Here is a 14,231-nt window from a genome sequence, read left to right on the forward strand (position 1 = left end):
TTGTCAAATATAAGACATTGAATACGCAGTCTTTAATGCGTGTCTGCCATACTTTAATCTTACTAGTCTTTTTTCATTTTTACGACATTCATGCTTGGATAAGCCAAATCGATTTTATACTTTTGACCACCACGAGATGCCTTGGTTTTTACAATACCTTGGCTGTGTTTATAGTCCACTTTCTCAACTCGGTAGCCCATACTATTAAGCTTACGAGTGGCCAGTCTTTCAGCATTAACTCTATTATAGTCACTCTTATTATAATCTTTGCTTTTTTGCTTCTTTTTCTTATCTTTGTTTTTATGGCTATCATGTTTTTTATAATCACCCTTGCCATTCGGATAATAAACCCCTCCATTAGGATGATAAATAGGACCATCTAAGATTAGCGGAGTAGAGGTACATCCTGTAACTCCGAGCAATAGAGCGGTAATGCCTGTGGCCAGTACTTTAGATTTAGTCATGGTGATACTTCCATATTTAGTTAAGTGACATAATAAATATTGAAACAATAGTTTGAAATATTTTATTACAAGTATGTGACTATAGTAGCCCACTTATATATAGGCTTAGTATCTTAAGCGTTATCAGTTGTAACTATTCCTAGGCTAAATCAGTAAAGCAAGTTAAATCAAAGTTTATCGTTCACAAATTTCGGAGCGTACTATAAATCTCTTGCCCTCTGGTATCTCTAAAGAGAAGCTGGCACCGCGCCCTGATACCACATCTATAGTCAGGTCGGTATGTTTCCATAGTCCAAACTGCGCCTTGCCCATATAAAAAGGACAGCCGCCTATCTCCCCAACTAATACATCTTGCCCGCCCACTTTAAACTCACCTAGGGGGTAACACATGGGCGAGCTACCATCACAACAGCCCCCTGATTGGTGAAACATTAAATCGCCGTGTTTTGATTTGAGCAATTCAATCAGCTCAATGCATGCTGGCGTGGCTTCGACTTTCATAAAGGTGCTCCTAGCTATTAAAAGCTTGGTAAATGAGGACTATGCAAGTAAAAGCATAGGTTGGTTATACAGATATAAAAAAGGGCGCATCGCTCTTAATCTACATCGTAAGTGATGAGACTAAAATCGATGTGCCCCGTTTTTAACAGCAGTATATGCTTGGTTAGTTAGATAAGTATCAATGCTTTCATGATATCTATCAAACTAATTGCATAAACACACTAACTACTTAGAATAATCGATGACAATGCGGCCCTCGATTTTTCCTTGTCGCATACGCTCAAAAATATCATTGATATTTTCTAGAGGCTCTGCAGAGACCGTAGCCTTAACCTTGCCTTCTGCCGCCATATCTAGCGACTCTTGTAAGTCAAGACGAGTACCTACAATAGAGCCTCGGATGGTAATACCATTTAGTACGGTATCAAAGATGGAAACTGGAAACTCACCTGTTGGTAAGCCATTACAAACCAATGTACCACCGCGGCGTAGCATGGCTAAGGCTTGATCGAACGCTTTTGCTGAAACTGCAGTGACTAAAGCACCGTGAGCGCCGCCAATCTCTTGTTGCAGATACTCACCCGGATCGGTATTCTTGGCGTTCACCACAACTTTAGCGCCCAGTCTTTTGGCAAAGTCTAGCTTCTCATCATCAATATCTACCGCAGCGACGTTAAGCCCCATAGCAATGGCATATTGCACGGCCATATGACCCAGCCCGCCGATACCTGAAATAACCACCCAGTCGCCTGGTTTGGTATCGGTCATTTTTAGGCCTTTATAGACAGTGACACCGGCACACAGTACTGGAGCAATTTCAATAGAGTCTACGCCTTCAGGGATAATGCCGACATAGTTGGCATCTGCCAGTACATATTCCGAGAAGCTACCATTTACCGAGTAACCAGAGTTTTCCTGTTTTTCACATAAAGTTTCCCAACCGCCCAAGCAGTGAGTACAGTGTCCACAAGCTGAGTACAACCAAGGCACTCCAACGCGATCACCCTTTTTGACATGGTGTACGTTGTCACCAACCTCAGTAATAATCCCTACCCCTTCGTGACCTGGAATAAAGGGTGGATTTGGTTTGACGGGCCAATCCCCTTCTACTGCATGAAGATCCGTATGACAAACCCCAGACGCTTCCATTTTTACTACGATCTGCCCTGGACCTGCCGTTGGTATATCCACTTCTTCAATCTTTAGAGGCTGATTAAACTCATGAAGTACAGCTGCTTTCATTTTATTAGACATTTTTAATTCCTTTTAATCCATTGTTGCAACTTATCGGTGCTTATCTTAGAAAAAGCCCATGGCCTTAGGGCTATAAGACACCAACATATTCTTGGTTTGCTGATAATGATCCAACATTATCAGATGGTTCTCACGGCCAATACCCGACTGCTTGTAGCCACCAAAGGCTGAGTGTGCCGGATATATATGGTAGCAGTTGGTCCACACCCGACCTGCTTGGATACTACGGCCAAAACGGTAAGCTTTGTGCACACTACGGGTCCAAATACCTGAACCTAAGCCATATAGAGTGTCATTAGCTAAACGTAGTGCTTCCTCATCATCCTTAAAGGTAGTGACAGCAAGTACTGGACCAAAGATTTCTTCTTGGAAAATACGCATGTCATTGGTGCCCTCAAAGATGGTGGGCTGCACATAATAGCCATTGCCCATATCGCCTTCATATTTAGCCTGCTCACCACCGACTAATACTTTGGCACCCTCTTTTTTACCAATATCTAGATAAGACAAGATTTTTTCTAGCTGATCTGAGCTGGCTTGCGCGCCTACCATGGTCTCAGTATCCAGTGGATTACCAAGCTTAATGGCCTTAACGCGCTCAATACAGCGTTTTATAAACTCATCATAGATACTTTCATGTACCAGTGCGCGCGAGGGACAAGTACAGATTTCACCCTGATTCAGCGCAAACATCACCAGACCTTCCACTGCTTTATCTAAGAAATCATCATCCTCGTCCATAATATCAGCAAAGAAGATGTTCGGGCTCTTACCGCCCAACTCAAGCGTTACAGGAATGATGTTTTCACTGGCATATTGCATGATTAGGCGACCTGTAGTGGTCTCCCCTGTGAAGGCAATTTTGCTAATGCGAGGGTTAGATGCTAAAGGTTTGCCGGCCTCTACCCCAAAACCATTGACTACGTTTAACACCCCTTTTGGCAAGATATCCGCCAATCCTATGGTCTCGATAAGATACATAATGGAGGCTGGAGTCTGCTCAGCGGGTTTAAGTACGATACAGTTCCCTGCAGCCAATGCGGGTGCAATTTTCCAAACCGCCATTAACAGTGGGAAGTTCCAAGGGATAATCTGACCGACAACACCTAGGGGCTCATGGAAGTGATAGGCGACCGTGTCTTCATCAATTTGACTGATGCCACCTTCTTGGGCGCGGATTGCTCCGGCGAAGTAACGAAAATGGTCGACAGCCAACGGAATATCGGCTGCTAGGGTTTCTCTGACAGGCTTGCCGTTGTCGTAACACTCAGCCACTGCAATTTTTTCAAGATTCTCTTCTATCTTATCAGCGATTTTTAGCAGGATATTGGAGCGCTCAGTTACACTGGTTTTACCCCAAGCCTCTTTAGCAGCATGGGCAGCATCTAGGGCTTTTTCAATGTCAGCAGCTTTTGAACGGGCGACTTGGCAAATAACTTTACCATCGATAGGACTGGTGTTTTCAAAATACTCACCATCAACAGGGGCAACCCACTCTCCGCCAATAAAGTTGTCATATTTTTCGCGGAATTTAACTAAACTATTTTCAGTATTAGGGGTTTGATACAACATGTGACACTCCTTGTGATTTTATGATGTCATAACCTTTTGTTATTTCTGAAGAAATAATCGTTAAGGCTAAGGTTTATAAACTGCAGTATTCCTTTGGCTGCTTAAATATAGTAATGCTTAATCCTAAATAGAAAAAGGTGCTTATTGTATGCAATGCGGGTTTGAGTTATAAAAGATAGTTATAACTCCATTTACTATGAAACTTACGATTAGCCCCGTTGAATTACTAGTCCAGTTAAATTACTAGTTAAGGTGTTAGCCACTTAATAGGCGCTAGGAGTCTTAGAACTAAATAACTCTTATAACCAAAAGAGTGGTTAGACATAACCATATTCAATTATTTGCCCTCCTACACGTGATAGTATATTGAGTTTTTTGAAAGTAAGGCTCTAAGCCTAGTGTCGCTGTCGCCACTGTCAGTTGCGCCCGATCCAAACTTTCTTTACTTATTTGAGGTATTTATGAGCAAAGTATCCCCAGGAACTGACAAAAATAACGATAAATTTAGCTGGCGTATTTTTGGGCCAGGTATTTTATTAGCAACAGGCGCAGTCGGCGGCTCGCATCTTATTTCATCGACTCAAGCCGGCGCGTTATACGGCTGGCAGTTGGCGATTATGATTATTTTGGCCAACTTCTTTAAATATCCGTTTTTTAAATTCAGCACAGACTATGTGTACGACACAGGTGAGTCGCTCATTGCGGGCTACGCCAAGAAGTCTGCTGTTTATTTATGGGTATATAGCATACTATTGTTGGCCTCAGCGGTGATTAGCGTTGGCGCAGTGGCACTCTTAACCTCGGTTATTCTACAGTTCATGCTACCTGAAGGATTAATGTCCATCACTTTAGTCTCGCTATTAGTAATGGGGGTGTCTTGGTTGTTCTTAGTACTGGGCCATTACAAACTGTTAGACCGATTTAATAAATGGATTATGGCTGCGCTCATCATCACCACAATCTTGGCGGTGTTTATTGCTGCTGGCAAGCCAATTGCTAGGGTGCCTGACTTCGTAGAAATGTCACCTTGGAATATGGCCTCGTTAGGCTTTATTGTGGCGCTAATGGGCTGGATGCCTGCACCGCTCGAATTTGCGGCCATGACCTCAATGTGGACCAAAGAAAAAGTGAAAACCGACCATACCACGTATAAACAAGGCTTAATTGATTTCAATGCGGGGTACATCTCAAGTGCTATTTTGGCATTGTTCTTCTTGGCGTTAGGGGTATTTGTGCAGTACGGCTCTGGTGCCGAAATTGAGATGCAGGGCGGGGCTTATATTGGTCAGCTGATTAATATGTATACCGCTACCATTGGCGACTGGTCTAAGTTATTAGTGGCATTTGTGGCCTTTATGGTGATGTTTGGTACGACTGTGGCCTGTGCCGATGGTTATGGCCGCTCATTGGCAGAAAGTACGCGTCTTATCAAAGGCGATGCTGAAGCGAGTAATAAGCAAACCTTATTTTGGACTACTTACACTGTATTGGGTGGCTTTATTTTAATCACTTTCTTCCAAGGTCAGCTAGGAAGCATGTTGAAGTTTGCCATGATTTCAGCTTTTGTGCTGGCTCCGGTATTTGGTTGGCTTAACTACTCATTAATTAAAAGCCAAAAACAGCTGTCAACGGGCATGACTATTTATAGTATTTCTGGACTTATATTTCTAGCGGCTGTGGCTCTGTTATTTATGGCCCAGCTAACCGGCTTAATCGCTTAAATTGCAATAAATAATTTAACTTACTCTGCTTAGCAGAGCTCCTTTATAAGACACAAACGCATTTAAGGTAATTAACTAATGAGCACTTCTTCTACTCATTCAGCCCAAAGCAACGCTGGATTCAATTGGAAAAATTTCGGCCCTGGTATTTTGTTAGCCACCGCAGCCATTGGTGGCTCGCATTTGATTTCGTCGACCCAAGCCGGTGCGTTATACGGTTGGCAATTGGCAATCATGATCATTTTGGCCAACTTCTTTAAATATCCGTTCTTTAAATTTGGTACGGACTATGTCTATGAGACCGGAGATTCTTTGGTAGCCGGCTATGCCAAAAAGTCAAAGCTATATCTTTGGGCATTTTTTATATTATCGCTGGCAGCTTCGGTCATTAGTACTGGCGCTGTTGCCTTATTAACTGCTGTTATTCTGGGCTTTATGTTGCCGGAAAGTTGGGGCTTATCAACCACAACCTTGTCGTTAATAGTCATGAGTGTGTCGTGGCTATTCTTAATCCTTGGCCACTATAAAATGCTCGATAAAGTGACTAAGTGGATTATGGTGGCATTGACCTTGGCAACCTTAGCAGCAGTTATCATTGCTGCTGGCAAGCCCACTGCCATTGCTCCTGACTTTGTGGCTACTTCCCCTTGGAATATGGCTACTCTAGCCTTTATCGTGGCGCTAATGGGCTGGATGCCAGCACCGCTTGAGTTCTCTGCCATTAACTCCATGTGGATTTCTGCTAAGATCAAAAACGATCATACCACCCACCGTCAAGGCCTAATCGATTTCAACGTTGGTTTTATTGCTACTTCTATTCTGGCTTTATTGTTCTTAGCATTAGGCGTGTATGTGCAGTACGGCTCTGGGGTAGAGATTCAGACTCAAGGCGGCGCGTATGTCGACCAGTTGATTAACATGTACACGGCCACTATTGGTGAGTGGTCAAGATTACTGGTCGCCTTTATTGCCTTTATGGTGATGTTTGGTACCACCATTACCTGTGCCGATGGCTATGGCCGAGTCAATGCCGAAAGCTGGCGCTTAATCAAAGGCGATATGGCTGCTTCGCAAAAACAAATCCTAGTATGGACCACCTACTGTGTTTGGGGAGGATTTATTATTATCACTTTCTTCACAGGTCAGCTAGGAGCGATGCTGAAATTCGCTATGATTACTGCCTTTGTTTCTGCCCCTATCTTTGGTTGGTTAAATTACTCTCTTGCCAAAAATCATCAGCAGTTATCGCCAGGCATGAAGCTTTATAGTATTGCAGGGTTGATTTTCTTAGGCGGCATCGCGCTATTATTTATGGCTCAGCTACTAGGCCTAATTGATTAACTGGCTGTTGATTAACTGGCTGTTAACGGTTATCTGCCAATATATACGGCAATAATCCACTGACACTAATTAACTGACAATGATTGTCTTTATTTAGAGCTGCTTTGATTACCAGGCAGCTCTTTTTTTGGCTTTTAAGTTTTTAGCTGTGGCATATCGGTTATAAACTAACAAAAACTACTGGAGTAGCTTTATCAATTTGCTGTTGTATCGGTCAGCAGTTACGTTATATAGTTTAATATTCCCTTATTCCTTCGCTTTAGAGCCTATAAAGCAATTTGGAGGCTTATATGATAGGTTTTAGGTTTTTCCAAAAGACAGATAACAGCTTATCAGCCCAAGGTGATAAAGCTCGCAATCATTATGGGGTAATGCTGTCATTATTACTAAGCACGGCCCCATTAGCTCTGATAGGTTGCAAACCCCCACCTCCAAACCCTATGTTGCAAACCATCCCCACCGATGCTGAAAAATGGCAGGATAAACTGGGGGACACTTTAGAGCAACTATCGGAGGAAGATAGACAGCTGTTGAGCCGTTATATGATACGTATGCGTTTGAGTGAAGCTTATGAAAAAGGCGCTATGCCGCGGATAACTATTGGCAAAGCATTAGAACAACAACGTCAATATGAAGTGCTGCACCCAAATAACCCCACAGGTCGTAAAAGCCCAGTCACTCAGGATGCTCAACAAAGCGAGTTCAGCCTTACCTTGCTACCCGCGCATACCAGTACAACGGATAGCCTGAACAATGTTGAGCTGTCTTTTGTGTTAACAAACAGAAGTAATGTCGCTATTAATAGCTTTAAAGGGACGCTGCTTTTACGCTATCCTGCTTTCAAAAAGCCGAAGTCTGTGGTGATTCCGCTGACTAAGTTTGAGCCTCCAATTGCGCCCAATAATGCCAATAAAATAAGGGCGGATGTGAGTATCTCAGATACCAATGTGATGAAAGCTATTCAAAGCCCGCAAAATATTGAAATTGTAGTCACAAACGGTGAAATGGTATTAGCCGACGGTCGTGTTATTGAATTTGAGTAAAGAGTTCTAATGAGGAATAAATGCAACTAAAAAGACTCACCGCTTTTCACACAGTCGCCGAATTAAAAAGCTTTAGTGAAGCGGCCTCTGCTACTGAATTATCACAGCCTACGTTAAGCCGTTTAATCAAACAGTTAGAAGACGACATTGGAGTCGAGCTTATTGATCGCTATCATCGCCCGTTGCAGTTGACCCCTGCAGGGCTATTTTTTTATGAGAAAGTAGATTCGATATTAAAGGAGCTTGATAGCAGCATTAGCTTGACCCAAAAAATAGCTCATCCACCTGACACCCTAAATATCGGCTTTGTGCCTTCGGTATTGTACGGGCTGCTACCTACCATTATCTCTCGTATCAAGCAGCGTCTTCCCAATCTTGAAGTCCATCTGAAAGATATTAGCTCCTTTAAGCAGGTTAATGCCCTTAAGGCGGGCGAGATTGATGTGGGTTTTGGCCGCTTCAGCCATGAGGATGCCAGTATCAAGCAGCTGCTATTGCGCCATGAACGCTATGTCGCAGCTTTACCTAACACCCACCCTTTAACCGCTCAACAAGAGCTTCATCTGTCGCAGCTTCAAGACAGTCGTATTATTCTCTACCACCAAACTCACTTACCCGCCGCTAATATCCCAGCTGCACAGCGCTCAGATTACGACAGTCCTGCACTTATTGGCGAGCCGTTATTACATTTATTTGCCAAACAATCTGCTTTGCCCCATCAAACCACCTCCGTTAGCGATATTCAGATAGCGCTTGGCCTAGTGGCTGCCGGTGAAGGCATAACTTTAGTGCCTGACAGCTTGAAATCTGTACGTACTGAGCAAATCAGTTACCGCAAGCTGGTTCACGAGGATGCGACCTCGCCTATTTATCTTTGCGCCCTACAGAACCCTACTCACCCAGCATTCGAGACGTTACTTGAAGTCATTTACGAGATTTACGAACAGCGAGGCATCACCTATCGTCGTGCAACTAAAGCCTAGCAGCGATACTTTATTAGTATAATTGTAACAAAATATGTATTTTAATCTTTATTTATTAGGCTCAACTTACAGTTTATAAATACCATAGCCTATAAACTGTGCATTTATAAATACATTTATTCATAAATTGAATAAAATTAGTAAAACTAAAAATATAATGCTTTTTAAATAATTAATATGTTATTTCACCCTCTTCCTTATTGCTAATATAAGGGGTAATCTATTGCTAAATCTTATCCCTATATAAAAACTATCTTCATTTAATAATTATGGCTAGTCATTGTACTGGCGCCTTCTTAAATCTAAGGAAAGATTATGACCTCTATCTCTGCCGGCAAGCGTTTCCGCGATGCCATCTCTGAACAAAAAGCCAATAACCAGCCTTTACAAATCGTCGGCACCATCAATGCCTACACTGCGATGATGGCCAAACAAGTAGGCCATAAGGCTATTTACTTGTCTGGTGCTGGCGTGGCGAATGCCTCATACGGTCTTCCAGACTTAGGAATGACCAGCTTAGACAACGTTTTGGAAGATGCTAGCCGTATTACCAATGCGGTGGATACTCCCTTATTAGTAGATATTGATACCGGTTGGGGCGGCGCGTTTAACATCGCACAAACCATCAAAAAGATGGAAAAAGCTGGTGTTGCAGCGGTACATATCGAAGACCAAGTGGCACAAAAACGTTGTGGCCACCGTCCTAATAAAGAAATTGTTTCGACCAGTGAAATGGTAGACCGTCTAAAAGCTGCTCTTGATGCCAAAGTAGATTCTGACTTTGTGGTGATGGCTCGTACCGATGCGCTATCTGTTGAGGGTTTAGAAGCAGCAGTAGAACGTGCCGTGGCTTTCCAAGAAGCGGGCGCCGATATGATTTTTGCCGAAGCGCTAACCGATATCGAAATGTATCGTAAATTTACTGACGTACTAGACATCCCAGTACTAGCGAACATGACTGAATTTGGTCAAACTGATTTGTATACTACAGAGCAGCTATTCAATGTGGGTGTGGATATGGTGCTATACCCGCTATCTGCGTTCCGTGCGATGAATAAAGCGGCCTTAAATGTATATCAGCATCTGTTAAATGATGGTACTCAAGAAGCGGTGGTTGACACCATGCAGACTCGTATGGAGCTGTATGACTTCTTAAATTACCATGATTTTGAACAAAAGTTAGATCAGCTTTTTGCTCAGAAAAAGTAAAACATAAGTCGCTAAAATAGCGCAGTAAACTTATTTATGCTTTAACTTATATCTTTAATTCACCACTAGTTTTAATTTATAACTATTTAACTTATCAAGTCACCTAAAAAAAGGATTTTTATTATGGCAGCAGGTAAAAAATTATCAGGCGCAGGCTTACGCGGACAAGTTGCAGGCAAGACAGCATTATCAACAGTAGGTAAATCAGGCTCAGGTCTGACTTACCGCGGTTATGATGTCAAAGATCTGGCTGAGAACTGTATCTTCGAGGAAGTGGCTTATCTATTGTTATACGGCGAGCTACCAACCCAAGCTCAGCTGGATGACTACCAAGCTACTTTGAAACAGCTGCGTGATTTACCACAGCCTCTAAAAGATGTGCTAGAGCGTATTCCACAAGATGCGCACCCAATGGACGTCCTACGTACTGGGTGTTCAATGCTAGGTAACCTAGAGCCAGAAGATAGCTTTGAGCAGCAGTTAGAGAAGACCAACCGTATGCTATCTGCTTTCCCAGCCATCATTAACTACTGGTACCGCTATAGCCATGAAGGCGTAAAAATTGACTGTGTTACCGATTCAGACACCATCGGTGGTCACTTCTTACACCTGCTAAAAGGTGAGAAGCCAAGCGAGCTACACGAACGTGTAATGAACGTCTCTTTGATCCTGTATGCTGAGCATGAGTTTAACGCTTCTACGTTTACTGCCCGTGTTTGTGCGTCTACCCTATCAGATCTATTCTCTTGTATCACTGGCGCTATCGGCTCATTACGTGGCCCACTACATGGCGGCGCTAACGAGGCAGCAATGGAACTAATTGAGAAGTTCCAAAGCCCTGATGAGGCGGAAGAAGGCTTAATGGGCATGCTTGAGCGTAAAGAGAAAATCATGGGCTTTGGTCATGCTATCTATAGTGAATCAGATCCGCGTAACGTAATTATCAAACAGTGGGCTGAAAAATTAGCCGCTGATGTGGGTGATGAGGTGCTATACCCAGTGTCTGTACGCTGTGAGGAAGTAATGTGGCGTGAGAAAAAACTGTTCTGTAACGCCGACTTCTTCCACGCATCAACTTATAACTTTATGGGTATTCCAACCAAACTATTTACCCCAATCTTCGTATGCTCGCGTCTAACGGGCTGGGCCGCTCACGTATTTGAGCAACGTGCAGATAACCGTATCATCCGCCCAAGTGCTGAGTATATCGGTGAAGAGCCAAGATCAGTACCCGAAATCAGCGAGCGTGGTTAATTTACATGATTGGTTTAAGCGTGATTAATTTAAAAAATATTTAAACTTATACAAGGGCGTGTCCAGCAAAAAATAAATGCTAGACACCCCTTTGTTCAATTTAATCATTTAATTATCAAGGATGGCCCGTTATGCCAAATGTTGATAGCAACAAGCAGCCCTTAACACAGGCAAATCCACAAACCATGAATGAGCAGTACAAAAAGCCATTACCTGGTACGGATCTATTTTATTTTGACGTTGAACAAGCGGTAAATGAGATTGAGCCAGGTGCTTATGCCAAACTGCCCTTTAGCTCAAAAGTACTGTGTGAAAACTTAGTGCGTCGCTGCCCACCAGAGGACTTAAAAGAAGCGTTATCGCAACATATTTACCGCAAGCAAGAGGTAGATTTCCCGTGGTACCCTGCCCGTGTTGTATGTCACGACATCTTGGGTCAAACTGCTTTTGTTGACTTAGCCGGCTTACGTGATGCGATTGCTGCTGAAGGCGGTGATCCTTCAAAAGTAAACCCTATTGTTCCAACACAGCTTATTGTGGACCACTCACTCGCGGTTGAACATGCTGGTTTTGAAAAAAACGCTTTTGAGAAAAACCGCGAAATTGAAGAGCGCCGTAACGCTGACCGTTTCCATTTTATTAACTGGTGTCAGTATGCCTTTGATAACGTTAACGTAGTACCGCCTGGTAACGGTATTATGCACCAAATTAACTTGGAGAAAATGTCTCCTGTGGTGCAGGTAGTTGCCGATCAAAATGGTGATCCTGTCACTTTCCCAGACACATTAGTGGGTACAGACAGTCACACGCCGATGGTAGATGCTATTGGGGTAATCTCAATTGGTGTGGGCGGCCTAGAAGCTGAAAGTGTGATGCTAGGCAACCCGTCTTACATGCGCCTACCAGATATTATTGGGGTTGAGCTTACCGGTGAACTACAAGAAGGAATTACTGGAACTGACTTAGTGCTAGCAATGACTGAGTTCCTACGTGAAGAAGGTGTGGTGTCCTCTTATCTTGAATTCTTCGGAGACGGGGCTCGCAATTTAACTGTGGGTGATAGAGCGTCTATCTCAAACATGACTCCAGAATACGGCGCGACTGCTGCTATGTTCTCTATCGATGAGCAGACCATCGATTATCTGCGTCTAACTGGCCGTAGTGAACAGCAAATCAAAACTGTTGAAGCCTACGCCAAACAAACTGGTCTTTGGGCCGATGGCATGGTTGATGCTGAATATGATCGCGTCTTAAAATTCGACCTATCTAAAGTGGTGCGCAATATTGCTGGTCCATCACGTCCACACGCTCGCGTGTCAACTACTGATTTGGTTGAAGCAGGTATTGCTCACGCTAACAATCAGCCATTATCAGAACAAGATGACAGTCAAATGCCTGATGGCGCAGTTATTATTGCGGCCATTACCAGTTGTACCAACACTTCAAACCCACGTAACATGGTCGCTGCGGGTATCGTAGCCCGTAATGCGGTTGAGAAAGGTTTAGTGCGCAAACCTTGGGTGAAGTCTTCACTAGCGCCAGGGTCAAAAACCGTTAAGTTATACCTTGAAGAAGCGGGTCTATTGCCAGAACTACAAAAGCTTGGCTTTGATGTGGTGGCCTTCGCCTGTACCACGTGTAATGGTATGAGTGGTGCTTTAGATCCTAAGATTCAGCAAGAGATTATTGATCGCGACTTGTTTAGTACAGCTGTCCTATCGGGTAACCGTAACTTTGATGGTCGTATTCACCCTTATGCGAAGCAAGCTTTCTTAGCTTCTCCCCCATTGGTTGTGGCCTACGCCATCGCTGGTAATATCCGCTTTGATATCGAAAACGATTCACTGGGTAAAGACAAAGACGGCAATGACGTCTACCTAAAAGATATTTGGTTTGATGATGCCGAAGTGGACGCTATTGTGAAGTCTGCGGTGAAGCCTGAGCAGTTCAATCAGGTCTATATCCCTATGTTTGATGAAGCTAAAGCTGATGCGTCTCGCAATGATTCACTGGTTGTTAATCCTCAGTATGACTGGCGCGAAATGAGTACTTATATCCGCCGTCCTCCTTACTGGGAAGGCACCATGGCAGAAGCTAACAAGCTAAAAGGTATGCGCCCATTGGCGGTACTGGGTGACAACATCACCACCGACCATTTATCTCCCTCTAACGCAATTATGGCCGACAGTGCCGCTGGCGAGTACCTAGATAAAATGGGTCTGCCAGAAGAAGACTATAACTCTTATGCCACTCACCGCGGCGATCACCTAACTGCTCAACGAGCTACTTTTGCTAACCCAAAACTGCTTAACGAGATGGTGCGTGATGAAAACGGTGAGGTTATTCAAGGCTCATTAGCCCGTGTTGAACCTGAAGGCGAAGTAATGCGCATGTGGGAAGCGATTGAAACCTACATGAACCGCAAACAGCCCCTAATCATCATCGCTGGTGATGGCTATGGCCAAGGCTCTAGCCGTGACTGGGCAGCAAAAGGGGTTCGTTTGGCGGGTGTAGAAGTGGTCGTTGCCGAAGACTTTGAGCGTATTCACCGTCAAAACCTAGTCGGTATGGGTGCCTTGCCTTTACAGTTTGAGCCGGGTACTACCCGCAAAACTTTGAATATCGATGGTACAGAAATTTTTGATATCGAAGGTGAGGTGTCTGCCGGCGGTACAATGACTTTAGTTATTCATCGCAAAGATGGTAGCGTAGATAGAGCGCCTGTTAAGTGCCGCTTAGACACTGCTGATGAAGTTAAGATGTATAACTCTGGTGGTATGTTGCAGCGCTTTGCTAAAGAGTTCTTAGAAGGCAATGTGGCTTAGGTTTTGTAATAAACCATTGATAGATCGCGTTTAAATAAAGCGCACAAGCCACCTGTGTTTGTGC

Annotated in this window: 11 protein-coding genes; 7 read left to right on the forward strand and 4 right to left on the reverse strand. The window is 43.6% G+C overall.

All coding sequences use genetic code 11. The annotated features are described in order from the left end of the window. Positions 1-62: 62 nt before the first annotated feature. The 4 genes from B3S92_RS05925 to adh form a co-directional block, all read right to left on the reverse strand. On the reverse strand, positions 63-464 hold the full coding sequence (locus B3S92_RS05925; protein ID WP_296203774.1) for a hypothetical protein: 402 nt from the start codon (positions 462-464) through the stop codon (positions 63-65). A 174-nt stretch (positions 465-638) separates the two neighbouring features. Next, positions 639-965, reverse strand: a complete 327-nt coding sequence (locus B3S92_RS05930; RefSeq protein WP_296203775.1) for a DUF779 domain-containing protein — start codon at positions 963-965, stop codon at positions 639-641. A gap of 225 nt (positions 966-1,190) precedes the next feature. Then, complete coding sequence (gene adhP, locus B3S92_RS05935; RefSeq protein ID WP_296203776.1) at positions 1,191-2,219, reverse strand: alcohol dehydrogenase AdhP; 1,029 nt, start codon at positions 2,217-2,219, stop codon at positions 1,191-1,193. Positions 2,220-2,264: 45 nt separating this feature from the next. Further along, entirely contained in the window at positions 2,265-3,791 is a 1,527-nt protein-coding gene (adh, locus tag B3S92_RS05940) for an aldehyde dehydrogenase (RefSeq protein ID WP_296203779.1), read from the reverse strand. A gap of 461 nt (positions 3,792-4,252) precedes the next feature. Here adh and B3S92_RS05945 point away from each other — a divergent pair, with 461 nt between their 5' ends. From B3S92_RS05945 to acnD, 7 genes are all read left to right on the forward strand, one after another. Next, entirely contained in the window at positions 4,253-5,512 is a 1,260-nt protein-coding gene (locus B3S92_RS05945) for an NRAMP family divalent metal transporter (RefSeq protein WP_296203781.1), read from the forward strand. 78 nt (positions 5,513-5,590) lie between these two features. Further along, the gene (locus B3S92_RS05950) at positions 5,591-6,853 is read left to right on the forward strand and encodes an NRAMP family divalent metal transporter (protein WP_296203782.1); all 1,263 of its coding nucleotides are present in this window, start codon (positions 5,591-5,593) and stop codon (positions 6,851-6,853) included. 290 nt (positions 6,854-7,143) lie between these two features. Next, entirely contained in the window at positions 7,144-7,896 is a 753-nt protein-coding gene (locus B3S92_RS05955; protein WP_296203785.1) for a hypothetical protein, read from the forward strand. A gap of 20 nt (positions 7,897-7,916) precedes the next feature. Further along, complete coding sequence (locus B3S92_RS05960) at positions 7,917-8,879, forward strand: LysR family transcriptional regulator (RefSeq protein WP_296203788.1); 963 nt, start codon at positions 7,917-7,919, stop codon at positions 8,877-8,879. 315 nt (positions 8,880-9,194) lie between these two features. Next, positions 9,195-10,088, forward strand: coding sequence for a methylisocitrate lyase (gene prpB, locus B3S92_RS05965; protein WP_296203790.1), 894 nt, complete (start codon positions 9,195-9,197; stop codon positions 10,086-10,088). A 123-nt stretch (positions 10,089-10,211) separates the two neighbouring features. Then, complete coding sequence (prpC, locus tag B3S92_RS05970; protein WP_296203794.1) at positions 10,212-11,342, forward strand: bifunctional 2-methylcitrate synthase/citrate synthase; 1,131 nt, start codon at positions 10,212-10,214, stop codon at positions 11,340-11,342. Positions 11,343-11,527: 185 nt separating this feature from the next. Beyond that, positions 11,528-14,167 (forward strand): Fe/S-dependent 2-methylisocitrate dehydratase AcnD, encoded by a 2,640-nt coding sequence (acnD, locus tag B3S92_RS05975; RefSeq protein WP_296203856.1) that lies wholly within the window; start codon positions 11,528-11,530, stop codon positions 14,165-14,167. Positions 14,168-14,231: the final 64 nt, after the last annotated feature.

It is taken from the genome of Psychrobacter sp. UBA3962, from assembly GCF_002385225.1.
GTDB lineage: Bacteria > Pseudomonadota > Gammaproteobacteria > Pseudomonadales > Moraxellaceae > Psychrobacter.

Bases quoted from the DNA above. Each gene is read 5' to 3' on its own strand.
- adh (WP_296203779.1), bottom strand. From the start codon at position 3,791: ATGTTGTATCAAACCCCTAATACTGAAAATAGTTTAGTTAAATTCCGC.
- B3S92_RS05960 (WP_296203788.1), top strand. From the start codon at position 7,917: ATGCAACTAAAAAGACTCACCGCTTTTCACACAGTCGCCGAATTAAAA.
- B3S92_RS05950 (WP_296203782.1), top strand. From the start codon at position 5,591: ATGAGCACTTCTTCTACTCATTCAGCCCAAAGCAACGCTGGATTCAAT.
- B3S92_RS05930 (WP_296203775.1), bottom strand. From the start codon at position 965: ATGAAAGTCGAAGCCACGCCAGCATGCATTGAGCTGATTGAATTGCTC.
- adhP (WP_296203776.1), bottom strand. From the start codon at position 2,219: ATGTCTAATAAAATGAAAGCAGCTGTACTTCATGAGTTTAATCAGCCT.
- acnD (WP_296203856.1), top strand. From the start codon at position 11,528: ATGAATGAGCAGTACAAAAAGCCATTACCTGGTACGGATCTATTTTAT.
- B3S92_RS05945 (WP_296203781.1), top strand. From the start codon at position 4,253: ATGAGCAAAGTATCCCCAGGAACTGACAAAAATAACGATAAATTTAGC.
- prpB (WP_296203790.1), top strand. From the start codon at position 9,195: ATGACCTCTATCTCTGCCGGCAAGCGTTTCCGCGATGCCATCTCTGAA.
- B3S92_RS05955 (WP_296203785.1), top strand. From the start codon at position 7,144: ATGATAGGTTTTAGGTTTTTCCAAAAGACAGATAACAGCTTATCAGCC.
- prpC (WP_296203794.1), top strand. From the start codon at position 10,212: ATGGCAGCAGGTAAAAAATTATCAGGCGCAGGCTTACGCGGACAAGTT.
- B3S92_RS05925 (WP_296203774.1), bottom strand. From the start codon at position 464: ATGACTAAATCTAAAGTACTGGCCACAGGCATTACCGCTCTATTGCTC.